Source organism: Streptomyces sp. NPDC093261, assembly GCF_044753645.1.
Classification (GTDB): Bacteria; Actinomycetota; Actinomycetes; order Streptomycetales; family Streptomycetaceae; genus Streptomyces.
On record NZ_JBIVNO010000006.1, the window covers coordinates 124,311 to 147,554 of the forward strand.

General features: G+C 67.2%; 21 protein-coding genes and 2 pseudogenes. 8 read left to right on the forward strand and 15 right to left on the reverse strand.

The annotated features are described in order from the left end of the window. Positions 1–28 precede the first annotated feature (28 nt). The 6 genes from dpdF to ACIP94_RS16040 form a co-directional block, all read right to left on the reverse strand. A complete protein-coding gene (dpdF, locus tag ACIP94_RS16015; protein WP_402425273.1) occupies positions 29–2,623 on the reverse strand; it encodes a protein DpdF in 2,595 nt (864 codons plus the stop codon). Further along, positions 2,616–5,924, reverse strand: a complete 3,309-nt coding sequence (gene dpdE / locus ACIP94_RS16020) for a protein DpdE (protein ID WP_402425276.1) — start codon at positions 5,922–5,924, stop codon at positions 2,616–2,618. The genes dpdF and dpdE overlap by 8 nt, the downstream gene beginning before the upstream one ends. 861 nt (positions 5,925–6,785) lie before the next feature. Further along, complete coding sequence (gene dbpB / locus ACIP94_RS16025) at positions 6,786–7,889, reverse strand: DGQHR domain-containing protein DpdB (RefSeq protein WP_402425279.1); 1,104 nt, start codon at positions 7,887–7,889, stop codon at positions 6,786–6,788. A gap of 49 nt (positions 7,890–7,938) precedes the next feature. Further along, positions 7,939–9,159 (reverse strand): tRNA-guanine transglycosylase DpdA, encoded by a 1,221-nt coding sequence (dpdA, locus tag ACIP94_RS16030; RefSeq protein ID WP_402425282.1) that lies wholly within the window; start codon positions 9,157–9,159, stop codon positions 7,939–7,941. Further along, positions 9,156–10,289 (reverse strand): DGQHR domain-containing protein DpdB, encoded by a 1,134-nt coding sequence (gene dbpB / locus ACIP94_RS16035; RefSeq protein ID WP_402425285.1) that lies wholly within the window; start codon positions 10,287–10,289, stop codon positions 9,156–9,158. The genes dpdA and dbpB (ACIP94_RS16035) overlap by 4 nt, the downstream gene beginning before the upstream one ends. Next, positions 10,286–11,182, reverse strand: a complete 897-nt coding sequence (locus ACIP94_RS16040) for a hypothetical protein (RefSeq protein ID WP_402425288.1) — start codon at positions 11,180–11,182, stop codon at positions 10,286–10,288. The genes dbpB (ACIP94_RS16035) and ACIP94_RS16040 overlap by 4 nt, the downstream gene beginning before the upstream one ends. A gap of 122 nt (positions 11,183–11,304) precedes the next feature. Between ACIP94_RS16040 and queC the strand changes: the two genes are divergently transcribed. The 5 genes from queC (at position 11,305) to ACIP94_RS16065 (ending at position 14,688) form a co-directional block, all read left to right on the forward strand. Further along, positions 11,305–12,000, forward strand: coding sequence for a 7-cyano-7-deazaguanine synthase QueC (queC, locus tag ACIP94_RS16045; RefSeq protein WP_402425291.1), 696 nt, complete (start codon positions 11,305–11,307; stop codon positions 11,998–12,000). Positions 12,001–12,002: 2 nt separating this feature from the next. Further along, positions 12,003–12,638, forward strand: coding sequence for a 7-carboxy-7-deazaguanine synthase (gene queE, locus ACIP94_RS16050; RefSeq protein ID WP_402425293.1), 636 nt, complete (start codon positions 12,003–12,005; stop codon positions 12,636–12,638). Then, positions 12,638–12,994 (forward strand): 6-carboxytetrahydropterin synthase QueD, encoded by a 357-nt coding sequence (gene queD, locus ACIP94_RS16055; RefSeq protein ID WP_402425296.1) that lies wholly within the window; start codon positions 12,638–12,640, stop codon positions 12,992–12,994. Before queE ends, queD begins: the two co-directional genes overlap by 1 nt. Before the next feature lie 4 nt (positions 12,995–12,998). Beyond that, entirely contained in the window at positions 12,999–13,772 is a 774-nt protein-coding gene (locus ACIP94_RS16060; RefSeq protein ID WP_402425299.1) for a GTP cyclohydrolase I FolE2, read from the forward strand. 400 nt (positions 13,773–14,172) lie between these two features. Then, on the forward strand, positions 14,173–14,688 hold the full coding sequence (locus tag ACIP94_RS16065) for a VUT family protein (protein WP_402425302.1): 516 nt from the start codon (positions 14,173–14,175) through the stop codon (positions 14,686–14,688). 190 nt (positions 14,689–14,878) lie between these two features. Here ACIP94_RS16065 and ACIP94_RS16070 read toward each other — a convergent pair whose 3' ends face one another. Further along, positions 14,879–15,910 carry a hypothetical protein gene (locus tag ACIP94_RS16070; RefSeq protein WP_402425304.1) on the reverse strand — a complete coding sequence of 344 codons (1,032 nt, stop codon included), beginning with the start codon at positions 15,908–15,910 and terminating at the stop codon, positions 14,879–14,881. A gap of 772 nt (positions 15,911–16,682) precedes the next feature. Between ACIP94_RS16070 and ACIP94_RS16075 the strand changes: the two genes are divergently transcribed. Then, positions 16,683–16,808, forward strand: a complete 126-nt coding sequence (locus ACIP94_RS16075; protein WP_402425307.1) for a hypothetical protein — start codon at positions 16,683–16,685, stop codon at positions 16,806–16,808. A gap of 62 nt (positions 16,809–16,870) precedes the next feature. Here ACIP94_RS16075 and ACIP94_RS16080 read toward each other — a convergent pair whose 3' ends face one another. The 8 genes and pseudogenes from ACIP94_RS16080 to ACIP94_RS16115 all read right to left on the reverse strand — a co-directional run bounded on the left by ACIP94_RS16080 (position 16,871) and on the right by ACIP94_RS16115 (position 21,059). Beyond that, positions 16,871–17,074, reverse strand: coding sequence for a hypothetical protein (locus ACIP94_RS16080; RefSeq protein WP_402425310.1), 204 nt, complete (start codon positions 17,072–17,074; stop codon positions 16,871–16,873). 307 nt (positions 17,075–17,381) lie between these two features. Beyond that, positions 17,382–17,726 carry a transposase gene (locus ACIP94_RS16085; RefSeq protein ID WP_402425313.1) on the reverse strand — a complete coding sequence of 115 codons (345 nt, stop codon included), beginning with the start codon at positions 17,724–17,726 and terminating at the stop codon, positions 17,382–17,384. A 1-nt stretch (position 17,727) separates the two neighbouring features. Next, positions 17,728–18,018, reverse strand: a pseudogene (locus tag ACIP94_RS16090) (transposase family protein); the annotation flags it as partial. Between the two features lie 439 nt (positions 18,019–18,457). Next, positions 18,458–18,721: a hypothetical protein gene (locus tag ACIP94_RS16095; protein WP_402425316.1), complete on the reverse strand. Its 264-nt coding sequence runs from the start codon at positions 18,719–18,721 to the stop codon at positions 18,458–18,460. Then, positions 18,718–19,854, reverse strand: a complete 1,137-nt coding sequence (locus ACIP94_RS16100; RefSeq protein ID WP_402425319.1) for a WXG100 family type VII secretion target — start codon at positions 19,852–19,854, stop codon at positions 18,718–18,720. Before ACIP94_RS16100 ends, ACIP94_RS16095 begins: the two co-directional genes overlap by 4 nt. Next, positions 19,851–20,186, reverse strand: a complete 336-nt coding sequence (locus ACIP94_RS16105) for an ESX-1 secretion-associated protein (RefSeq protein WP_402425322.1) — start codon at positions 20,184–20,186, stop codon at positions 19,851–19,853. The genes ACIP94_RS16100 and ACIP94_RS16105 overlap by 4 nt, the downstream gene beginning before the upstream one ends. Before the next feature lie 319 nt (positions 20,187–20,505). Next, positions 20,506–20,751: a pyridoxamine 5'-phosphate oxidase family protein gene (locus tag ACIP94_RS16110; protein ID WP_402425325.1), complete on the reverse strand. Its 246-nt coding sequence runs from the start codon at positions 20,749–20,751 to the stop codon at positions 20,506–20,508. Positions 20,752–20,783: 32 nt separating this feature from the next. After that, positions 20,784–21,059 carry a zinc-binding dehydrogenase gene (locus ACIP94_RS16115; protein ID WP_402425327.1) on the reverse strand — a complete coding sequence of 92 codons (276 nt, stop codon included), beginning with the start codon at positions 21,057–21,059 and terminating at the stop codon, positions 20,784–20,786. Positions 21,060–21,082: 23 nt separating this feature from the next. On the opposite strand from ACIP94_RS16115, the pseudogene ACIP94_RS16120 reads away from it, so the two are divergent. Further along, positions 21,083–21,670: pseudogene (locus ACIP94_RS16120) on the forward strand (HAD family hydrolase); the annotation flags it as partial. Next, positions 21,667–23,241, forward strand: a complete 1,575-nt coding sequence (locus tag ACIP94_RS16125) for an acyl-CoA carboxylase subunit beta (RefSeq protein ID WP_402425707.1) — start codon at positions 21,667–21,669, stop codon at positions 23,239–23,241. The pseudogene ACIP94_RS16120 and the gene ACIP94_RS16125, both read left to right, overlap by 4 nt. The last annotated feature ends 3 nt before the right edge of the window (positions 23,242–23,244 follow it).

The following is a 23,244-nucleotide window of genomic DNA, read 5'->3' on the forward strand; positions in this document are numbered from 1 at the left end:
ATCGAAGATTCCGCAAGCAACAGGGCCACTAGAACGACTCCAAGGCAGTACGCACCCACAAGTGGGCGCGGTGGATTGCAACAAGTGGGGTGTCGGGGCGATCCGGGTGCGCCAAAGACCGTGGATGCAGCAGGTAAGTTACATCCTGGGAATCGAACCGCATCGCCAGATCGTCTCGCATGTGGGAGGCGGAAGAGTCGAGCAGCCAGACCATCGGGTTGGTGTAGCGGCCCAGGAGGTCCTCGTCCCTGTCCAGGATGAGGGGGCGGGGGCGCACGTCGCGTTGCAGTCGTCGAGTGGCGAGACGGGCAAGCCCCGGACCGCCTACCACCGACATTCCCCGCACGGCCAGCCGCTCGAGCAGTTCGGGCACCAGGTCGGTGAACTCCTGCTCGGTTTCCCAGTAGATGGAAAGGCACGGCAGGTCACCGCGGAACCGCTTCAGGGGGTCCTTGCGCCGGCTCGGCCACGACGGCACGGCAGGCCAGGGCTCGACCGCGAGCCGGTAGTAGCCCTCCGGGGCCTTCCGCGGCGGGCCCTGCTTACGGCAAGGCGGGCACCCGCGGCAGGTGACTCCCGTGGTCAGAACACCTCCGCGGTAAGGCACGCGGTAGTGGTCGGCCATTGCCTCGCCCCAGCAGCGGTCGCTGCGCAAAATCCTTCGCAGCCGACCGGCGGCGTCACGTTGGTCGTTGATGATGAGCCGGCGGACGTCGTTGAAACGCTGCAGGAAGTAGGCGCGGTCGTTGGTCTGCCCATCCGCAAGGAAGACGTCGAACTGTTTCCCCAGGGACGTGTAGAACGCGTCGAGGCGTCCTTGCCAGGCCGCGTCGGTTTCCTTCTCGCTACGCTGTGGCGGTTCGGGGATGGTCACCTTGATAAGGCCGGCTCTGACCATGAAGTTGAGGATGCGTTCGTTCCAGCTGCGGTGCCGGCCGAAACCTTCGGGCATGTCGGCAGGCAGGGCTTCGAGGCTGAGCCGGTGGGCGCCGCTGTCGGTGGGAGTGCGCCCCACCCACATGGCCCGCCACCGGGCCCAGGCACGCTCGGCCGTCAATTGCGGGCTGCGGTTGAGGCTTTCGGCCAGTGCCTCGTCCCCGGGAGCGGTGGCCATGTAGGCGATGCAGGGATGTCCGTCACGCCCGGCGCGGCCGACTTCCTGGTAGTAGCGGTCCGTGGTCTCCGGGAGGCAGGCGTGGACCACGGTACGCACGTCGGCGAGGTCAACTCCCAGGCCGAAGGCCGAGGTGCCCAGGACCACGTCGAAGCGCGTGGGCTCAGGACCGGCCGAAGTCGAACCCGCCCAGCCTTCGAGAGCCTGCCGCCGCTGGTCGTCGGTGGACTTTCCGGTGACCTGGGCGACGCGGCGGAAGCCGGCCTGGCGGAGCCGTTCAGCCCAGTCGGCGGCGTCCTTGACCCGAGTGGTGTAGAGCGCCAAGGGCCGAGGCAGCATGGCGACTGCGTCGATGACAGCTTCGTTCCGGCTCTGCTCGTCGGGGCAGGTGTCGACGTAGTAGCTGGGCTCGTGACGGAGTTGGGAGGCCCACACCACCTGGGCCTGCCCTTCCTCAGCGAACAACTGCTCCAGAAGGCTGACCTGCTGGTGGGTGAGCGTGGCGCTCATCGCCACCGTCACCGGCGCCTGGTCCTGGGGGGCCTTGCGCAGCCAGGTACGCCGGTGGCTGGCCATCGTCTGGAATTCGGGCCGAAAGCCGGTGCCCCACTGCTCGACCAGGTGTGCCTCGTCGATGACGAAGTACTGCAGCATTCCCGCCTCGGCGGCGTCCTCCAGGGGCTTCTTCAGCGCCGTCACCACCGCTTCGGGGGAGGCGAACAGCAGGCGTTGGCGACCGGTGCGGACGTCGTCGCATATCTGCCGCTTGACCTCCTCCGGCATGCCGCCGGTGTAGGCATAACGGCCGGTCGGGCTCCGTCTGCCCTGCCGTTCAAGGGTGGCCTGCGTTCTAGCCTCCATGTCCAGGGCAAGAATGACCGTGGGGACGACCACGATGGACACTCCCCCGCGGGCACCGGCCAACAGGGCCGAGGCCTGGGCCACCGCGGTCTTGCCGTGTCCGGTGGGCAGGCACACGATCGTCGTGCTGCCGGCAGGAGCCAGGGCAACGGCTCGCGCGGCTTGTTGCTGCCCAACGGAGACGTACTCGGTGTAGCCGAGGGCCTCTGCCCAATAGGGGTCGGCCGGCCGGGGTTCGAGGTGTCGCCGATGCGGTGAGTCCACACCGAGATAGATCTGCTTCAGGTCCTCCCGGGCGCTTTCTTGTGCTTCGGGCGTCAACTCCCGTGGGTGCCACGGCAAGGCGAAGACCCGCAATCCCCGTGTGGTCGGCAGCGTTCGGCACGCCATCTGTTCCCACTGTTCGCGGCTGGGCAACGCGGGATCCAGGGGCACCTCCAGTCCAGCGTTGTTTCCCCGGACGGCAACCTCCAGCAGTACCTGCCGGGTGAGGGCTGCGATGTCGCGCCAGCCGACCGCATCTGCGCGATGAGCGGCCCGGTCGGCCAAGGCGTCTTCCAGTCGCCGCAGGGTGCCGGTGGCCGTCGTCGTCGACACCTGGGGCCAAGCCGTAAACAGTTCCTGGGCGTGCGCCCACAGATCACCCATCGTGCTTCACCGTCCGGTATCCCCCGCGCACGATGCATGTGGCGGCGACCACGCGTATCGAAGGGCGGCTCAGTGCCTCCGTCAGATCTCGTCCCACGGCAACGTCCAGCAGATAGCTTTCGGTGTCGCCCAGCAGGTGGCCGGCCGCACTGCGTGCCCGCGCCTGCGCGGTCGCGATCGCGAGTTGCTGCTGTGCCTGCTCCTGTGCCTTAGCGCACTTGCTCATCAAGTCGGTTGCCTGGACGAGGTGGGCACGGGCCACCTGCTCGGATGCTTCTGCTGCCTGTCGGTATTCCTGCCAGCCTCCGAACACGGCGACCAGTTCGCCGTGGTTCTTGACGTTGTAGTTCTGATCTCCTCGCCTGCCATAGGGAGCATCCAGCCAGGCGCAGGCCTTGGGATCGGTCAGAGCGATACGGTGCCCGGCAGGCACCCACACCTTGCGGGTGAACGGGGGAAGCAGGCGGTCAGCCTGGCGTCGCAGGGCTCGCCCGGCCTCGGGCACGTCGGCGACACGCCGCAGAGCGGCAGTGATGTCGGCTTCCACGAGGTACTCGAGCCCGAAGTAGGCTTCATCTCCTGTACGGCAGGTCGGGTCAAAGCGCCGGAAGGCCGTCGCCTGACCGCGTTCGTCGGCGAAGACGATGTCGGCGAGCATGTCCACGAACGGGTTGCCCGAGCGGAAGAGCCGGGTTCCCGGGGCGCGCAGAGCGGTGGAGCGGTTGAAGACACCCTGGGCCATCTGGGGATGAATGCGTTCGGCGGCTGCTTTGTAGCGCCGTGGGTCGATCAGCGGATGCGAGGAGGCAACGTCGAACCGGTCACGCTGGTGGCCGGCGACGGTGCGTGTGTCATGCCGAAAACGCAGCCCGCCACTGCCGTCATCGGCGTAGTGCACCAGGCTCTCACGCAGGCGGCGCCAGTCCTGCTCCAGGCGATCGAGCGCGCTCGTTGTGTGACGGGCCTGTTCAGACGTCTCGTGTATGGACTCCAGCATGTCCATGGTGTCAATGTCCCGCTTGGCCTGGCGCAGTTCCTCGCGCACGCTGGGCGCCAGGGTCGTCAGCCCCGCGGGGCCTTCGTCGAGGGCCTGGCGCCACACGCGGGTCAGCCCTTCAGCGATGGTGTCCTGCAGGGTCGAGACGGACGCGGTAAACAGGTCGTATCCCTCGTGGAGCAGGCCGGCCCAGGCCCCACAGAACGCCTCGTTCCCTTCGCGATCGCCGATGCGGAACTGCTGCGCCGGTTGGTTCTGCCGCAGCGATTCCACTCCCCGGTAGCGATCGACCCGTCCGATCCGCTGTTCCAGGCGGTTAGGGGACCACGGCAGCCGCACGTGTACCACCACGTCTGCAACCTGCAGGTTCAACCCGTCCTCAGCCGAGGCGTCAGCGACGAGCACCTGGCACAGGGCGGCGTTCTGCAAAGTACGCCAGGTCTGCACGACCTGCTCGCAGGCGTCCGCGCTGGTGGCTGTGGTGTGCAGGCCCACGACGGCGTCGGGGGCCTGGGCACTGAGCGCCGCCGCGACCTGGGCTGCCAAGGTTCCCGGGCCACAGAAGATCACCGTCCTGGTTCCGGGACGCACGACGGGCAGCAATGCTTTGGCCAGGGCCGTGGGTGCGGCGGTGCGAGGCAAGTCAGCGCGCTGCTTGCTGTAGGTCTCCCCCAGTTCGTTTTCCCGGGAAAGGGTTGCCGGTGCCGCAAGCAGGAGTCGCTCCTGCTCGGTCAGTCCGGCTCGGTCGGCGGCTTCCCCGTCGCGGTGGGTGCGCCAACGCAGCGCGCACAGCAGATCTTCCATCAGGCCGCCGGCCCGAGAGGCAAGCACCGCCAGCGCCATGGCGTAGGCCGTGTGCTGAGTGTCGTCGGCCGCGGTGTCCACCAAGTGGTCGGCGATGAGCGTGCGCCACTCCAGCAGCAGCGCCTGACCGAGGTGGTGCTCGCCGAAATCCACCGCGAGCAGGCGCGGACGGGTACGTCCTCTCACTTCATAAGGCACAAGCTCCGTCTCTTCGTCGTCGCGCAGCACGGAGGCGCGGCGATGGCGGATGACCCGTCGGTGCAGGCGATAGGTCTCGCTGAGATGAGCCCTCAAAGCCTCGACTCTTAGGACCAATTCAGGGGCCTGATCCTCGTTTGCCAGGTCGTCATCCTCGTTGAGGAGAGCCAGCGCATCGGTGGCCAATGCCTCAAAGCGCTCGTCGGACGGCAGGAGTCCCCGCAGGCTATCGATGGTCATCGGCAGCAGCGTGGGGAAATAGGCGTCCAACTGAAACACGCCGTCGGCAAGGTCCTTACGCCGCCGGTAGCGCTCCTCGAAGGAGGCGCGGTCGTCCCAGCGGTACAGGTTCTCGTCCAGCAGATGCAGCAGACCCAGGTGAGTGACGTAGTGAGAGGTCACCGGGGTGGCCGACAGCAGTAGCAGACGCGTGGCCGTGTGCGCAATGCCGCACAGTTCACGGTAGGGCGATTGCGTCGGCTCCGTGATGTCGTGGACGAGGAGGTGGGCCTCATCGACGACAAGCAGGTCGGCGTCGCGATAGCTCGCCCACTTGTGCGGCGTGTCGTGGGCGGTGAAGGTGATGCGCGCCTCGGGAAAGTCATCGATGAAGAACCTCTCGAGCATTTCGTCACGCCACTGCCTCACCAAGGACGCTGGTGCCATGACGACCACACGCGCGTGAGGGTTGTCGATCAGAGTCTGACGAATGACGTAGCCGGCCTGGATGGTCTTTCCGAGCCCGACCTCGTCGGCCAGCAAGTAGCGCTGCACCGGGTCGGACAGGACGGTCAAAGCGGCCTGCACCTGGTGAGGGTAGATCTCCACCGCAGAAGACAGCAGGGCGGGAATGCTTCCACTGGCCCCACGCTGAGCAATGAGGCTGTGCAGCATGGGCAAGCGAGCATCGTGGAAGTAACCGGACTCGTTCCCGCCAGCTCCCAGGGTCGCGACCGGATTCTTTACGGGCCGGTCCCAACGCACGTGCAACTCCGCTGCTCGAACCGGCAGGTGCACGTCCGGATGGTTGGGGAACTGCACGTAGTACACACCGGGGTCACTCCCCCGCACCCGGCCCACGATCCACACGCCGGTGCTGGGATCACGCCGGTAGACCCGGGTCTCCTCCGGCAAAGACACCGGCGTGCACAAGCGCGCAGCGATGCGCTGCGTGTGGGCAACGGACTCCGCTATCGACTCAAAGAAATCAACCTGGACACTTTCCCCCTCAACTGCTGCGACTCGACCCACTCCCGGAGAACCGGCAAAGCGGACAAAATCCCCCACCCTCAGCCCCGCCATCGCACTTCCTTTACACGGCGCTCACATCTGGCCGGTTGAAGGGTAAACGACACCACCGACAACGCCGGCTTTGGTAGCCGCTCGGCGGCGATCAGCAGGTACGAAGTCCCCGATCGCCCACTCCTGCCTGCCGCCCGCCGTCCTCCCCAGGGCGGCTCAAACCAGCCCACTGCCCTCCCGAAGACCCCTCCCCGACACTGAGGGTGAGCCCGCGATAACAGTGATCTTCAACTTTCATAATGCATGCAGTTGGTCCGGTCAATGCGCTACGCGTAAGAGGGGGCGCGAACTTCGAGGCACCAGGCGCACGAGCCGGTGTGGTTCGCGCCGGGGTGCCGCTCAAGCGGGGTGAGAAGGCCGCTGCCCGTCCCGCCGCGTATAGGTGGGCAACGGGCAGTGGGCGGGGTGGCGCCCAGGCGCCACACGGGCAGCCGGGATGCGTGCAGCCACCGGGCGCAGTTGCGCTGCAGAGCGCGCAAACACGCACAATCCGCCGGGGCATGCCTGGGATGAGGGCCGCGACAGTCGAGCGGGCAGCCATACCAAGGGATGGCGGAGACGGCACACCACTGAGCGGCCAGCCTGCGAAGCGGACCGCTGTCCTACCGGTGTGAAGGAGCATCCGCGTTCTCTTCCACCTACGCTGGCGCGCCCTCGTCCCGGTACTTACCGCCGGGAACGCTGCCCCTGGCTGGACGGGCGCCGCAATCTCCGACTCCTCCACGGGGGTGGCGTCATCGTGTCACCCCTTTCGGCATCCCCCTGGCGTGCAGCAAAGACCACCGCTGGTCGGGGCAGGGGGCAGGAGGTTCGGTGCAGTCGGTTCACCGTACCGGGGGCACGGTGAACACGATCTGATGGTCAGCCCCGCACGGAGCGGACCAGGAGGTCGGTGAGCAGGCGGATGTCGTTGGGGGTGTTTTGAAGGCCGTTCCAGCGGCGCTGCTCGCCGTCGGCGAAGCGCCACATGCCGGAGGTCCAGGCGGTCACCGGCATCAGGCCGAGGACGGCGTTGCGGACCTGATCGCAGTCGACGTCTTCGGCGGGCATGCCCTCGGTGAGGGCGTCCATGACGAAGCCCATGGCCTGAATGCCGACGCCGTGGGTGAGGCGGGATTGGCGGGGCGGGAGTTTCCAGGCGTCGCTGAAAGTCTCCTTCACGATGGTCCAAAAGTTGCGCAGGTGCTCCAGCATGCGTTCGACGTCGCCGGAGCCGTCTTCGGGGTTGCGGTACTGGTAGAGGGCGCCTTCGAAGAGGCTGTGCTCCAGCATGCGCAGCAGGCTGGTGTCCTTGATGTTGCCGTCGGGTGAGGTAGGGCTGGCTACCCGACCGTAGAAGGGGCCTTGGCCGTCGGTGTTGAGGCGGGTCATCAACTGGGCCGGCAGGCGCTTGCGGGCGTAGGCGGGGGGCAGGTGTCCGCTGGTTTCGGGCAGCAGTTCGTGGATGAGGCCCTTGGGCAGCGGCTTGGTGGAGTTGACCAGGATGAACTGGGAGCGCTGGTCTTCTTGGTTGTCGGCGATGAAGCCGACGGCGGCGACGGGGAATTCGACGAGGTCGGCGTCGCGGATGGCGGCGCTGCGCTGCTGGCCGTCCACGATGAGGGCGGGCTTGTCCTGGTCGGTGAGGGATTCGTCGACGGGGATGACGAGGACGCCGGGGACGGAGTAGTCCGCGCCGGCGTTGGGGCGGACTCCGGTTTCGAAGCGGACGGTGTCGTCGAAGGCGAGGACGAGGGCGTTGGGGAGCATGGCGTCCTCGGATTCGAGGTAGCGGCGGATGCCCCGGATATGGCTGAGGACCTCGGGGCGCTGGTAGCCCTTCAGGTTGCTTGCGTCGTCGCGGCGGACGCGGGAGACGGCGGCAAAGCTGTGGAGTTTCTTCCCGTCGATCGCAAAGCAGTAGATTTTTCGGTTGCCTTGGCTTACTTCGAGGGCGGGAAGCCTCAGCTCATATCGGTCGGCCATTCATATCTCCTGACAGGGGTTTTAAGAAAAGCTGGGTTGGCGCTGAAGTCTATCCGAAGGTGAGTTGTCTCATCTTCGCCTCGAGCACGGTGAGATTGTGGAATCCGCGGCGCTTGTTACGTTCACTGCCGCGGAATATGGCGATTTCGATTCCGTGTTTCTTGCACAGGGCGCAGGGGCAGGTGCGCCAGGGGGCGTCAGCCAGGGTACGCTCGTAGTGCTCGAGGTAGCTTTTCTTTTTCGGGCCGAGGACGAGGTTTTCGTAGGTGGCGAGAACACCCTTAACTTCTTCGAGTGCTACTTCTTCTTGGTCGAATGCGCGGAGGGCGCGCAGGCACTCTCGTTCGGTGATGATGGCCTCGGCTTGGGATACGTGACCGGAGAGGATGAGGCGCTTGAGGGCGGGGTTGCCGTCGACTTGGGGGACGCGGATGGCGGTGTAGGAGTCGGTGGTGGTGTGGTAGTTGTTGCGGTCGTCCATGAAGGCCTGGCGGAAGGCGCTGGTGCTGTCGAAGCTGGTCACGCCGTGGCGGGCGAACTGTTCCATGCTGTCGAGGCGGTTGATGCCGAGCAGGTGGAGTTCGGTGTCGGGGGTGCGGACGGCGTCGATGGCGCGCAGGCAGGCGAGGATCTCGTGGGACTTGAGGGGGACCATGCCACCGAGGGCGATACGCCGGTATCCCATTTTCTGTAGTTGGGCGACGGAGTGGGCGTAGCTGTCGGGTCCCCATCCCTGGGCGGCGCCGACGGGTTGGAAGTGGGCGCCGTGTTTTTTGGTGGCGGCCAGGAAGTTTTCGGCGAGTTCGAGGGAGATCTGCTGGCGTTCCACCCACGCGGCTTCGGGTTCCGTGTCGGATTCTTGGGGGATGTAGCCGAAGATGATGTGGTCGATGCTGATGCCGGCGTCGAATCCGCAGCGGCCGTAGAAGTCGATGACTTCGTCGATTTCGTACGGGGGTCGTTCTTCGTCGATGTAGTTGAAGGCGCCGCAGTCGCCGATGGTGGAGCAGGTGTCGGGGAGGCGGAAGAAGTTCCGCACGCCCAGGCGGTAGAGGCGCTCGCGTTGCGGGGCGGAGTATTTTCCTGCGCCCTTCATGGATCCGTCGACAACCGCCTTGCTGACGAGGATCCCGTCATACGGGATCGGCGTCACGGCCTGGTGGGCGTAGACGTCATCGCGCTGACGGACTCGGTAGGGTGAGTACTCGTCGTTGATGAAGTCGTAGGTGGGGCTCACCAGGTCCTGGCTGTCAGGGAAATAGAATTTCACGCGGCTTTTGCCTTTTCCTGCACATAGATACGGAGGAGGTAGTTCGACAGGGTGCTGATGTGGCGGGGGTTGTTCTGCAGTTCGTTCCAGGGGGTGTTCAGGTCGGGCCAGCGTCCCTGGGTCCAGCGGCAGTGCGGGGCGATCAGGGCGAGTTCGGCCCGCGCCAAGTCCACGGCATGGGGTGAGGCGGGGTCGATGGCCATCATGACGCGGTCCATCAGGCGTCCCATGGAGCGGATGCCGACGCCGTGCATCAGTCGGGACCGGGTCGCCGGCAGACCCCATGCGTCGGGGAAGGTGTCGCGCACGGCGGTCCAGTAGACGACGAGGATCTGGCGGATGGTGGCGGTGTCGACCGTGCCGTTGGACAGGTTCTTGTAAGGAAAGAAGGCGCCTGAGGGGGAGTTGAGGGATTCCTGAATCGCGGTGGTGAGGCTGTTGTCCGTGACGACGGCGTCCGCTTTCTGTTCGGCCGTGGTGGAGGGGCGGCGCACCAGACCCCTAAACGGTGAGTCCTTGTCGTGGTTGAGGGCCTCGACTAGGACGGCGGGGAGTTTGCGGGCGGAGAGCTTGGTCGGCAGGAGGGTGCCGACTTCCGGGAGGAGTTCGGTGACCAGGTTGGTGGGCAGCGGGGAGACCGTGTTCACGCGCAGGAACTGGTCGCGTTGGGTTTCCAGGTCTTCGGCGACAAAGCCGGCGATGGTCACGGCCAGGCGGGTGTTGCGGGTGCGGGCCAGGGCGAGGCTGCGCTGCTGGCCGTCGACGATCCAGGCCGGCCGCGGGGCATCGGGGGCGTCGGGCACGGGAATTTCCAGCGTGCCCGAGGTGCACAGGCCGTCGCTGCTGCCCGGGCCCGGGCTGGACTTGAACCGCACGCTGGAGGGCAGCGCCATGATCAGCCCGTTGGGAAACAGGACCTCCTCGCCGTCGAGGTACTCGAGGATCTGCTTCACGTGCTGCTTTTTTTCCGGGCGTTGGTAGCCGATCAGTTTGCCGGCCTCATCCCTTGAGATGCGTGCCACGTCGGCGACTTGGCGTACTTCTTCTGCCGCCAGGGTGAATACGTACAGGGGGATCGTGGGGTGCTGCTCGATCCGTAGGGCCCGACGCTTAAGCACAAGGGAGGTCATCGAGGGCCAATCGTCGCTGTGTACAGGTCCGCGAAGCGCCTTTGTTCACAGGCCATCCCCTGGTCTCGCAGCAGGCGCAGCAGACGGGTGCGGGAGTAGCCGGGGTGGCTGTCCTTCGACTTTTCGATGAAGTCGATCACGGCTTCGTCCGTCATCGGCCGGCGCTCATAGCGTTCGGGACGGGCGACCTGGTCGGCCCAGTCGTTCCAACGCGCCTGTGCACGGGGGGTAATGAGGTGGCCGGGCGTGCAGTGCTCGAGCCAGGAAGCCGCCATGCGGACGTTCAAGCTGGTGCGGGTGCCGCCCAGGGCGTGGCGCAGGGCGGCGTTGGCCGGCACGCGCACGATGCCGTCCAGATCGCAGGCGCCCCCGATGAGTACCGTCTCGGTTCCCGTGGCCGCCAGCGCGGCAAGGTCGCCGTGCATGGCTCCTGCGTAGGTCTCGGACAGCACCACCAGCGCCCGGCCGGCGGCGGCTGCGATCTGAGGCAGCGGGCAGCTGGCGTCGATGCGTTGCAGATGATCCCACCAGGCGGCGGCCTGCGCGCTGGAGGAAGCCACGGAATCTGCGTGTCGGGGTAGGAAAGTCGCTGCGTAGGAGGGCGCGAGGCTGGAGACTGGTCGCAGGCCCAGACCGGCCGAGGCCACGTAGAGTCGGGGAACAAAACCAGCCTGAGATGCGGCTTTTGTGAGGGCTTGGGCGCGCCGCCACTGGTCTCCCTGATACAGGTCCTCCAGCGCGATGCGAGGCCCCGGCACGGCGTGCAGGCGGCGAGCCCATTCCGCGGCCCGTTCCGCCAGGCCGGTCTCGGGCAAGGCGCGGGCCTGCAGGGCGGCCTCGGGCGATGAGGTCTTCCGGTCCGTGCACGTGACCACGATGGGCAACTCGTTCACTGCGGTGCGACCTCTAGCTTCCGTAACTCGTATCTGGTTGTGGTTACTGTAGCCGGTAGTTAAGACGGTAGGCTGCCACTGCCTCAAGGAGGCAACTGGACCTCAGATAAGGGAGTGACAGCATGGACCGTCCCGCGATCGTGTTGCTGAGCGGCGGCCTGGACTCGACCACGGTGCTGGCCATCGCCAAGGACCAGGGATTCACTCCCTACGCGCTCAGCTTCCGCTACGGGCAGCGCCACTCCATCGAGTTGGAGGCGGCCCAGCGGGTCGCCAAGGCCCAGGGCGTGGCCCGGCACGTCATCGCCGACATCGATCTGCGGGTCTTCGGCGGCTCCGCTCTGACCGCCGACATCGAGGTACCCAAGCACGACTCGCTCGCGGACGTGGAAGAGACGGGGGTACCGATCACCTACGTGCCGGCCCGCAACACGATCTTTTTGTCCTTCGCGCTCGCGTTCGCCGAGACCGTCGGCGCCAGCGACATCTTCACCGGGGTCACAGCCGTGGACTACAGCGGCTACCCCGACTGCCGCCCCGAGTACATGGAGGCCTTCGCCACCATGGCCAACCTGGCGACCAAGGCCGGCGTCGAGGGCACCTCCAAGATCACGCTGCACTCGCCCCTGATCGCACTCTCCAAGGCCGACATCGTCCGCGAGGGCCTACGCCTGGGCGTGGACTACTCCCTGACCTCCTCCTGCTACGACCCCGACGAGCAGGGCCGGGCCTGCGGCAAGTGCGACACCTGCCTGCTGCGCCTGAAGGGCTTCGCCGAAGCCGGCGTCACCGACCCCGTCCAGTACCAGAGCGCCTGAGCATGACCTACCTGATCAAGGAAATCTTCTACACGCTGCAAGGCGAAGGCGGCCACGCCGGCCGCCCGGCGGTGTTTTGCCGGTTTTCCCGCTGCAACCTGTGGACCGGCCGCGAACAGGATCGCGCCCGCGCGATCTGCCAGTTCTGCGACACCGATTTCGTGGGCACCGACGGCGAAGGCGGCGGCCGCCTTCGCACCGCCCAGGAACTGGCCGACGCCGTCGAGGCCGCCTGGCCCACCACCGACCGTGCGCACCGGTTCGTGGTGTGCACCGGCGGAGAACCCCTGCTGCAGTTGGACGAGGCCGCCATCAAGGCCCTGCACGGCCGCGGCTTCGAGATCGCGGTGGAAACCAACGGCACCCGGCCCGCTCCCCGCGGTATCGACTGGCTGTGTGTGAGCCCGAAGATCGGCTCCACCCTGGTCCTCACCAGCGGCGACGAACTCAAACTGGTCTACCCGCAGGCCGGTGGCGACCCCGCCCAGTTCGAACACCTCGACTTTCGCCACTTCCGCCTACAGCCGCTGGATGACGCCGACCGCGAGGCCCACACCCGTGCCGCCGTCGAGTACTGCATGAAGAACCCGCGCTGGACGCTCTCCCTCCAGACGCACAAGTATCTGGGAATTCAGTAATGGAAATCTTCCGCGACTTCACCTTCGAAGCGGCGCACCGCCTGCCGCGCGTGCCCGAGGGCCACAAGTGCGCCCGCCTGCACGGCCACTCCTACAAGGTCACGGTGCACGTGGAGGCACCCGTCGATCGGGAGGCGGGCTGGGTGATGGACTTCGGCGACATCAAGCAGGCTTTTAAGCCCATTGATGCACAACTCGACCATTACTACCTGAACGACATCGAAGGCCTCGACAATCCCACCAGCGAGAACCTGGCCCGCTGGATCTGGGACCGGATGATCGCCGAGCTCCCCGCCCTGTCGGCAATCACCGTGCGCGAGACCTGCACCTCCGGTTGCACCTACCGAGGCGAGTAGCGGCATGCACGACATCCAAAACGAGGCCGACTCCCGCGGCATCGCCATCGACGAAGTAGGGATCAGCGGCTTGCGCTATCCCGTCACGTTCGATGACGGTCATACGCGCCAGCATGGCATCGCCGACATCAGCGTCACCGTCGGCCTGCAGGCCGACCGACGCGGCACCCACATGAGCCGCATGATCGCCCTGGTCCATGAGGAACTGGCCACCCTCGCCCCGCAGGACTTGCCCATCGCGCTCAAACGAGGGCTCGCCCTGCTTGAAGCCCCCAGCCTGGCCGTGACGCTGTCCATGCCCATCGCTACGACCGTGACCGCGCCCGCCAGTAAGCGGCAGTCGTGGCAAACCCACGACGTCACCATCACCGGCCGTGTCACCGCCGACACCTGTACCGTCGCCACCACGGTGACCACCGACGTCACCAGTCTGTGCCCGTGCTCCAAGGCCATCTCCGACTACGGTGCCCACAACCAGCGCAGCGAGGTCACCCTCACGGTCACCGGGACCGCCGACGCGCCCTACCCCCTGGCGATCCACGAAACCGTCGAGTTGCTGCGCAGCGTCGGCTCCGCCCCTGTCCTCCCCCTCATCAAGCGGCCCGACGAACGCGTCGTCACCATGCAGGCCTACGACCATCCCGTCTTCGTCGAAGACATCATCCGAGACATAAGCCTCGCATGCCGCGAAAAGGGCCTGAAGCATGCGATCCGCGCGAAGAATCTGGAAAGTATTCACAGCCACGACGCCATCGCCACTCTGACCTACACCGAATGAAGCCCCGCACACGCCCTGGGCCGGATACGGGGATGCCCATCCCCTTTCCTACGCCGTGCCTGCGGCGGGAAGGCGCACGGCTTCACCCGAGCCCGCGGGAGTCGTGCACTGGCGGCCATGCACGCGCCACGTGGGCCCGTACAGCGGGCCGGCGCCCGCCGCGCTGACTGGCGGGTTCGCCATTCAGAGATCCACCCGAATGGCTCAGCACGGAATCGCATAACCCCACCCGGACCTTACTCACCCCCGGCAGCAGGCACTTCCCCCGAGCGCGCTGCAGCGGAGGCCGACGCCTTAAAGATGTCAGTGCCGTGCGCTGTACTGTCTGCACGTTCGTCCCACCGCCCGTCCGCCGCTGGAGCCGAGCGCAACACCCCACCACCGAGACAGAAAGTAGATCGTGAAGGCCCCCGCTCCTGCCGGTATTGCCACACTCCTCGCCTACATCTCCACCATCCCTGCCGCCAACTTGGCCGTCACCCACTTCGGCGCGGTACCCGTCGGCCTTGGTTACATGGCGCCCGCCGGCGTCTACGTCGTCGGCCTGGCGCTTGTCCTGCGCGACCTTGCACGCGAGGCAACCGGCCGTGGCGCCATTCTCGCCGCCATAGCCATCGGCACCGTCCTCTCCTACCTCCTCGCCGACCCCAGCCTCGCCACTGCATCAGCGGTTGCCTTCGCCGTCGCCGAAACCATGGACTTCGTCGTCTACGAACCCCTACGCCGGCGAGGACTTCTGGTTGCGATACTCGCCTCGAACGCCATCGGGCTTCTCGTCGACAGCCTCCTGTTCCTCCACCTTGCCTTTGGCTCCCTCAATTACCTGCCTGGACAAATCCTCGGCAAAACGTGGATGACCCTCGCGGCCGTCATAGTCCTGGCACTACTGCGCCGCCGCTACCGCGTTATCGCCTGACGTGCCAGCCTGCCGACTCCGCTCTGCGCATCCACCCCGGCACGCAGGGGGAAGCCCATACGGCCCATCCGGCGGTCAGGGACGCGCGCGCCTCCGCCGCAGGTCAGACATGTACCGGAACCTCGGCGGAGCCGTCCTCAGCACCGGCGTGCCCGCTACATGTCCCGTGCAGTGGCCGGTCACCGGGTTGTCAGTAGTGCCACCGATTGGCTCCAGCCTCATAGTCGCAAGCGATCTCGCGCCCTGCCGCGTCCGTGGTCGTCGCCCCCACGTCGATGTTCCGGCAGAACTCGCCAGCGTGATAGCAGTTTCCGGCGTTGGATCGGATGCTGCACAACTCCGTTGTGGTGGAGCTGCCTGATGCGGGCGGGTCAGTAGTCGTCGACGTGCTTCCGCCCGAACTGGAGCCAGAACTGGCCTTCGAGGACGAGTCGTCATCGGAGCCGGGAAGTGGCGGCGAGTCGCACGCCTCAATCCTCTTCAGCACCGAGAACGTGACGTCTCCGGTGGCCTCGGCACCGGCATCGGGCCACTGCCAGCACACCTTCCAGTTACCGAGGTGAACCGGACTGCGGTTCAGGTCGCTCAGGTCTGTGTACGTCACCGATCTAACGTGACGCTTGTGGGCGTCCGCGACAGCCTTTGCAAGGTTCCAGCCCTGATAGTTGGTCAGTGGCTCCGCATGAGTTGGCTTCTGTGAAGGCGACGCAGCCAAGGAAGACACAACAGAGGGAGAGGCCGTCACGACAGCCGACGCTGTGGGCTTGACGGATGCAGCCTGTTCTTGGTCCCCGCCACCGACACCCGCGCCGATGGCGAAGCAAGCCACAACCCCTGCCATCAGGCCCCCGTAGGCCAAGAGGCGCTTCTCCGCCCTGTTCTTCCTGCCCCAAGCAGCGTTGGATTCGGCGGGCCTCCTGTCGCGGACATGCGCGACAAGTCGCCCCCGTTCCACCTTCGGGCGACGTGATGGGGGCAGCGTGGCGCGTTTGGGGATCTTGACCTTGATGGACTGCGCGTTGCCCTTGGGGATCACGTCCTGGGTGGACAGCGCGTTCTGTGACAACACATCGGAGAGGCGCGCATTCATCTCCGCACGACGCGCTTCCCAAGCCTCCCGCTTCGCCTGCTGGGGATCCAGCTTAGGGAACGGGAACCGGCGGGACCAGTCACTCTTGTGGCAACGCGCGCAGTTGGAGACGCCCTCGTCGTTGACGCGCATCAGTCGGCCTATGCCGTGTCCACAATGTGGGCACGTATGCCTCACTGCGACCATACTCCCCCCTCCTCTGACCTGCACATATTAATGCTCACTTCAACGTTCGTTCTGTTGGCCGGTCAACGGTTCGCCGGGGCAGCGATAACGAAGAACGAGACCTCTGGTAGATCACCCGCGTCGAACAAAGTGATCAAGGACCCGGAGGTCCCGTTGTAAAGAAGTCAGAGCCAGAAGGCCGGGGCCACGAGGCACCGACGAGAGGCCTCTGACGTCACTACCCGACCAGGTCAGGCCGGCCGACGCCACGACGGGGTCGAAATACGCCTTGCGCCACTGCTTGTAGCGCAGCGGCTTGCCACCGGGCGTCGCCGGGTCGGGTACGTACGTCGCCGAGCCCCGACAGCAAGTCCAGCCCTCTCCTATGCGATGGTCAAGTGCCCAATGGACTACCTGTGGACGGACCTCAGCCGACTGAGCATCTGCGGCGCCCTGACCAGCGGCGTTGTTTGGAAGCCAAGCGCCCTCCGGAGCCGTGTGGTCCCCTTACGGAGTCGAGCCCTTCCCCCTCGCCGACGTCAACCCATGAAGAGCCCGTCCAGGGCGGCTGTGCTCAGTTTCGTTGAAAGGGCCAGCTGAAAGGACGACTTGAGGTACCCCAGCTCTCACAACGGCACTTATGCCAAGAAGGGGGCTGGGGATAGAACTGCGCGGAAGGGAGCTGCCATACCCGGACGGGTTCGGTCAGGAGGACGCGGCGCAGTGGAGCACGCCTGGTATGTCACGACGGGACGGCCCACCTTACGTGCTCGGCTCCGGCGGGGCGCAGCAGCGGTGCCAGGGCATGGGCGTCGAGATCAAGACGTCCGTCCGTGAAGGCGTCGGCGCCCAGCTGCCGCAATAAGTCGAGGAGGGAGAAGACGGCCGCCGGCATCGCCGACGTCCGTGCCCCGGGGCAGGGCGGCTTCAAGTTCGTGGTAGGAGCGGCCTGTCGGTGATGCCCCAGATCCAGACGGCGTGTTCGAGTGCGTCCCGGATCGCTCGGGTGGTCTTGGCGATGTTGTCCGCTCCCAGTAGCCGCAGCCTGCCGATGGCCAGGTTCCGCAAGGCGGCCATCGCCCGCGGCGCGCTGCCGGTGTGGACGGTGGAGGCGTCCTCGGCGAACACCACATCTCTGACATGGTGGCTGGAGTTTTCGATTCCCCAGTGCCCGCGTACGTGTCTGCCCAGGTCGGCGGGGCTGGTCTGGTGGGTATCGAGGCTGGTGACGGCGTAGACCGTCTCCCGGGTCTGCCGCTTGCCGCTCTCCTGGCGGCGTCGGTGGATGCGCAGGGCCAGCCGGGCTTTCCGGGAAGGCGATCCCGCCCAGGTTCGCCGCGATGGCCATGGTCTTGACCGAGCGGGACTCCCGCCGCCCGTGCCCGGTGCCGGAGACGGTGTGCGCCACGGGCACCCGCTCCCATGGCAGGGCCTTGATCTAGGCCGACGCGGTTGGCTGGTTTCCCTTGATCACTGCGATGTAGTGGGCTTTCTTCTCCTGGACCAGCCAGCGCACCTGGTCCTTGACGCTGTGCAGGGCGTCGAAGGTGACCACGGTGCCGGTCAGGTCGAGTGGTTCCAGCAGCGGGCGGAAGGCGGCCGTCTCGTTGGTCTTGGCCCCCACCTCTCGCTGGGCCAGGGTGACGGTGGGGGCGTGGGTGACGGCGGACAGCAGGTGCCGGTGGTGCCGGCGTCGGTGTGGTCGTGTCCGGCCAGGTAGGCGCGATCGCGGCGTCCAGGGCATCGCCGTCGAGGGCGGCCAGGAGCCGGGTGAGGGTGGCATGGGACGGGGCTCGGCGACGTCCGGGCAGGTGGCGGCGGATGCCGAGTTGTTCCAGCACCGTGGTGGTGGCGCGCTGTCCCCACTCGGTGATCTCGGTGATGGTCCGGGCGCTGGAGACGACTGCGCAGGCGCAGACAAGCAGCAAGCCGACCAGGGGATACCACCGGCCGCAGCGCGAACGCGGCTCGGGTACGCGCTGGAGGTGGGCACGCAGGCGGCCGGTGTCCTGCTGGTGGAGGGGACCCAGTTTCGCCAGGACGGCGGGGATCGGGGAGGATGGAGCGGCAGGCACGGGACCTCGATGTGATCAGCTGGCGTAGACACACTGATGATCACCGGTCTCGTGCCTGTACTGCTGCCACGTCAACTCCGGCTGGGCACAGACGATCTACGCGATCCCGGAACTTGCAACCGCCCTGGCCCCGGGGCACCGTTCGCGACCGCAGTCTGCTGTAGTCGGCGGCTTCCGCACTTGGGGATTCCACCGCCTGCGTGCAGCCGCCGTACACCACGACCGTGGACGTGGTCCAGCGCTCCGGACATGGCGGCCCCCTCGGCGCGGTCCGTGTCGTCACCCGCCCTCGGACGAGGAAGCTGCGTCCGAAAAGATGGCCGATCGGCCACGGTGGCGCGTATACGTCAGCACAGGCCCGGGAAGTGGTGTCAGGGCCCGGCACGCCGGTGTCCGGAGGCGCCGCGGTGGCGGGGCTCCGCGCATGCCGACCTGCCAGTCAGAACAGCCACACCCCGAAGGCCGCGACCGCCAGGCCGACGGCAAGGAAGACGCCCGCCGTGACGGTGAGCGGAAGTAGTTGCTTGCGCCGACGCGGCGGGTCGAGGCCGCGCCATGTGCTGCGCACCGCGTACACCCCGACGAGCGCGATCACACAGCCGAATACCACGGCCAGCAGCCCGAAGAACTTGGCCCAGGTGTAGGGGTGGTCCGGGTTCGGGGTCCACACCGCGGCGAGGTCGAGGGCGCTCGGTGCTCTCACTCGTCGTTCTCATCCTTCATCAGGTCCTGGAGGTCGGATTCGATACCGGAGCCGGCGGCGTACACACCCGTGTTGAGGGTGGTGCCCACGGTGTTCTTGAAAGCGCCGTCCGCGAGTTTCCCACGGTCGCTGAGGTTCTCTCCGCCGAGGCTGCCGTGTTGCTCCAGGGCATGGTTGACGCCGTGGTTCTGGGCGTTGCCGAAGGCACCCGTGGCGGCGTTGGTGAGCGCGTCCTGGCCGATCGTCGACGGGTCCTGGCCGGCGATGACGTCGGCTGTGAGACCGCCCGCGACATTGCCGGCCGCGCCGTTGACGGTCGTACCGAGGAGGCCGTCGCCGCGCAGGATGTCGCCGGCCGTCCCGCTCAGGCGTGCTCCCGCGGTTCCGGCGACCGCGGTGAACGCCGCCGTACCGGCCGCGGCGCGGCTGCCGGCGGTGAGGTCCGCGCCGACGGTCACCGGCTGGCCGTGGACGGCCTGGTTCAGCATGAGGCTGCCCGAGTCGGCCGCAAAGTTGGTCACAAAGCTCTCCAGGCCCGTCTTGGTGAAGCCCGCGGTGATCCTGGCCACGGTCGTGAGGACCCGCTCCAGGGTGGCGACGGTCTCCGCGCTGAGCCCCGTGAACCGCTCCAGGAGATCGGCCACCTTCTCTGCCGCCGAAGTGAACAGCTTGACCAGGTCCACGATCTTGGCCACACGCTCGGCCACGGCCGTGTTGGCGACGAGGTCGGAGAGGAAGCCAGTAAAGAAGGACAGCGCGGCGCCGGCGATCTCCATCTCGGCGATCTCGACGCAGATGTCGATGATCTCCTCGTTGATCCCGTCGATCTCCGTGGCATACGCCCGCAGCCCGTCGGCCACGTGATGGAAGTTGCCCGCGGTCTCCAGGACGACCCGCCGCTGCTCCCGCCAATGCTTCTCGAAGGCGTCACGCGCCTCGCCGTGCCAGCCCTCCTTGTCGACGCCCGCGATCGCCGCGTCGACGGCTCGTACGAGATCGCTCAACTCGGTGCCCATGGTGTCCCAGTGGCGGGCGACGGAGCGCAGCGTGGGGCCGTCGCCGCCCGGGAGTTCCACACCGAACGCCTGGAGGACCTCCAGGACCTTCCCGTCGATCCAGCTGTTGACGCTCATGCCGGGTCTTCCGGGCGCCGGGCGGCGGCACTGAGATAGCCGACGGCGGTCTGGTCGGAGTCCGAGTAGTTGACCGCGTTCACCCGCAGCCGGTGTCCGTCGCTGATGAGTACGTCGGGAAGGTAGCCCAGCGCCTTTACCGTGTGGCTCAGCAGCTGCCCGTACTTCTCCGCCGCGCCGTCGCAGACACCGAGCAGGCCGAACGCCTGACCGATCTCGGACGCCCCGGCCGCGAAGCCCTCGATCGGCCCGGCGAGTTCCGTGGCTTCCCTGTGGAACTTGCCCGCAAGCTCCGTCAGTGTGGCGGGGTCCACCCCGAACTGCCCGCTCATCCCGCTCCTCGGTCGACTGCCTGGACAGCCGCCAGCATGGCGCGGAAGCTTTCCTCCGGAAAGGATCTTTTACGTACTCGGAGCCAGGCACTGACACACAGTTTGAGCGCCTCTGGCCAAGTCAATACCTGGAGTTGTGCACCGCCGAGCACCCCCGGCGCCGAAGCACTGTCGGCAGCGCAACAAGGTGCCAACCAGCTCGGCGTCCTCGTCAAAGCGCCCACCAGCTTCACACCTGCACCCCAGCCAGTCGGTCAGGCCGTCGTCGATGTCGCCGAGCGCCTGACCGACCAGACAGCGCGCGAGCTCAGGTCACCCGTCAGTCCCAGCCCCTACGGCCGACCCACAGTGCTACCGGTTCAGCCGGACAACGGACTGGATCACCAGTTGCCCTCCCCCACTCATCGGTTTCCCCTGCGTCCATGTCCCGAGTCCCCCGCCAGGCAAACCACATCGGGTTGGCCTGCGGCCTGCCGTCCGGCCTGATGGTAGCCAGATGCCCGAAGAGGGGGCGTGTCAGTAGGTCTCGGTGGCTTTCGGGCACGAGCAATGTCGAGGGCGTCATATGGGGGCTCCGGAGTCGGCTCGGGCGGGCCGTCAGGCCTGGACGTCGAGGACGTACTTGCCGGTGGAGGCCCGGCTCTCCAGCAACTCGTGGACGTGGCCCGCCTCCTTCAGCGGCAGCACTGTGACGTCCACCCGCACGGTGCCGTCGGCGACCGCCTGAAGCGCCCGTCGCAGGTGGTCGCCAAGGACCTCGGGGGCGTTGGCGGCAACACTGCCGAGGTTGTAGCCGGCGAGGGTGCTGTTGGTGTACCAGACGTGGTTGCCTTCGAAGGTGACGTCGTTGTCGGCCGCATTACCGAAGACCACGTGGCGGCCGAACGGGCGACTTCTTCCTCGACGCCCTGGGCCTGAGCCCCGAGGAGCAGCAGGCCCGCAGCGAGCAGGCGCGCTCGTTGCTGCGCCCGGGCCTGCCCCGGGAGGAGGGGAACCGTCTCTTCTACCGCCGGTTCGCCGGGTACAAGGTGGCCGAGGTCGACGAGATCGGCCGTGCGTGGTTCGGCGAACGGCTGCGCGGCGGCGCCCTGTTCCACCAGGACGTGCTCGCCGCGCTGCGGGCCCATCGGGACGAGGGGCTGCTGACGGTGATGGTGTCCGGCTCGTTCCCGGCCTGCCTCGTCCCGGTCGCCGAGTACGCCGGGGCGGACACGGTGCTCAGCACCGTTCTCGAGGCCCGCGACGGTCTCTATACCGGCGAGGTCCTGCGGACCATGATCGGCGATGCCAAGGCGGAGGCCGCTCGCGCCTTCATGACCGAACACGGGGTTCCCGCCGACGCCTGTCACGCCTACGGCGACCACACCTCCGACCTCGGTCTGCTCCGCATGACGGGCCATCCCGTCGTCGTGGGGGACAACCCCGACCTCACGGCGATGGCGTCGGCACACGGCTGGACCCGCCTGCCCGGCACGGTCGGCTGAGGGCGGCCGAGGTGTCTGCGGAAGCGAGGAACGAACGGGTGGCGGAGCTGTCCGCCGTCCGAGAGAGCGCGCGGCGCGGCCCGGGTGACCGGGCCACCGAGGCGCAGCACGCCCGGGGCAAGCTGACCGCGCGCGAGCGGATCGGCCTGCTGCTGGACGAGGAGTCGTTCCATGAGGTGGAGCTGCTGCGGCGGCACCGGGCGGCCAGGTTCGGCCTGGAGGCCAACAGGCCCCACACCGACGGTGTCGTCACCGGCTGGGGCACGGTGCTCGGCCGTACGGTCTTCCTCTACGCCCATGACTTCCGTATCTTCGGCGGCGCACTCGGCGAGGCCCACGCGCAGAAGATCCATAAAATCATGGACATGGCGATCGCGGCGGGAGCGCCGCTGGTGTCGTTGAACGACGGCGCCGGCGCCCGCATCCAGGAGGGCGTGGTCGCGCTCGCCGGCTACGGCGGCATCTTCCGGCGCAACACCAGGGCGTCCGGCGTCATCCCGCAGATCTCGGTGATGCTCGGCCCGTGCGCGGGCGGCGCGGCGTACTCCCCGGCTCTGACGGACTTCGTGTTCATGGTCCGCGACACCTCGCAGATGTTCATCACCGGACCCGACGTGGTGAAGGCCGTCACCGGTGAGGAGATCACCTTGGACGGCCTGGGCGGCGCCGATGTGCACGCCGCGACCTCGGGGGTGGCGCACTTCGCCCACGACGACGAGCGGACCTGCCTGGAGGAGGTGCGCTACTTGCTCTCCCTGCTTCCGCAGAACAACCGGGAGAACCCCCCGTCCGCACCCGGCGCGGACCCGGCCGGCCAGCGCGGCGAGGCACTGCTCAACCTGGTGCCGGCCGACCCGAACCGGGCGTACGACATCCGGGACGTGATCGAGGAGATCGTCGACGACGGCGAGTTCTTGGAGATCCACGAGCGCTGGGCCGCCAACATCGTCGTCGCGCTCGCCAGGCTCGACGGCCACGTCGTCGGCATCGTCGCCGACCAGCCGAACCGGCTGGCCGGCGTGCTGGACATCGAGGCGTCGGAGAAGGCCGCCCGTTTCGTGCAGATGTGCGACGCCTTCAACATCCCGCTCGTGACCCTGGTCGACGTGCCCGGCTTCCTGCCCGGGGTGCAGCAGGAACACGGCGGCATCATCCGGCATGGCGCGAAGCTGCTCTACGCCTACTGCAACGCGACCGTGCCGCGGATCTCGGTGATCCTGCGCAAGGCATACGGGGGCGCGTACATCGTCATGGACAGCCAGTCCATCGGCGCGGACCTCACCTACGCCTGGCCGACGAACGAGATCGCCGTGATGGGCGCCGAGGGCGCGGCCAACGTCATCTTCCGGCGGCAGATCGCCGAGGCCGCCGATCCGGAGGCCGTGCGCGCCGCGATGGTCGAGGAGTACCAGGCCGAGCTGATGCACCCGTACTACGCGGCCGAACGGGGTCTGGTCGACGACGTCATCCACCCCGCCGACACGCGTGCCGTCCTCATCCGCTCCCTGGCCATGCTGCGTACCAAGCACGCCGACCTGCCCTCCCGCAAACACGGCAACCCCCCGCAATGACAC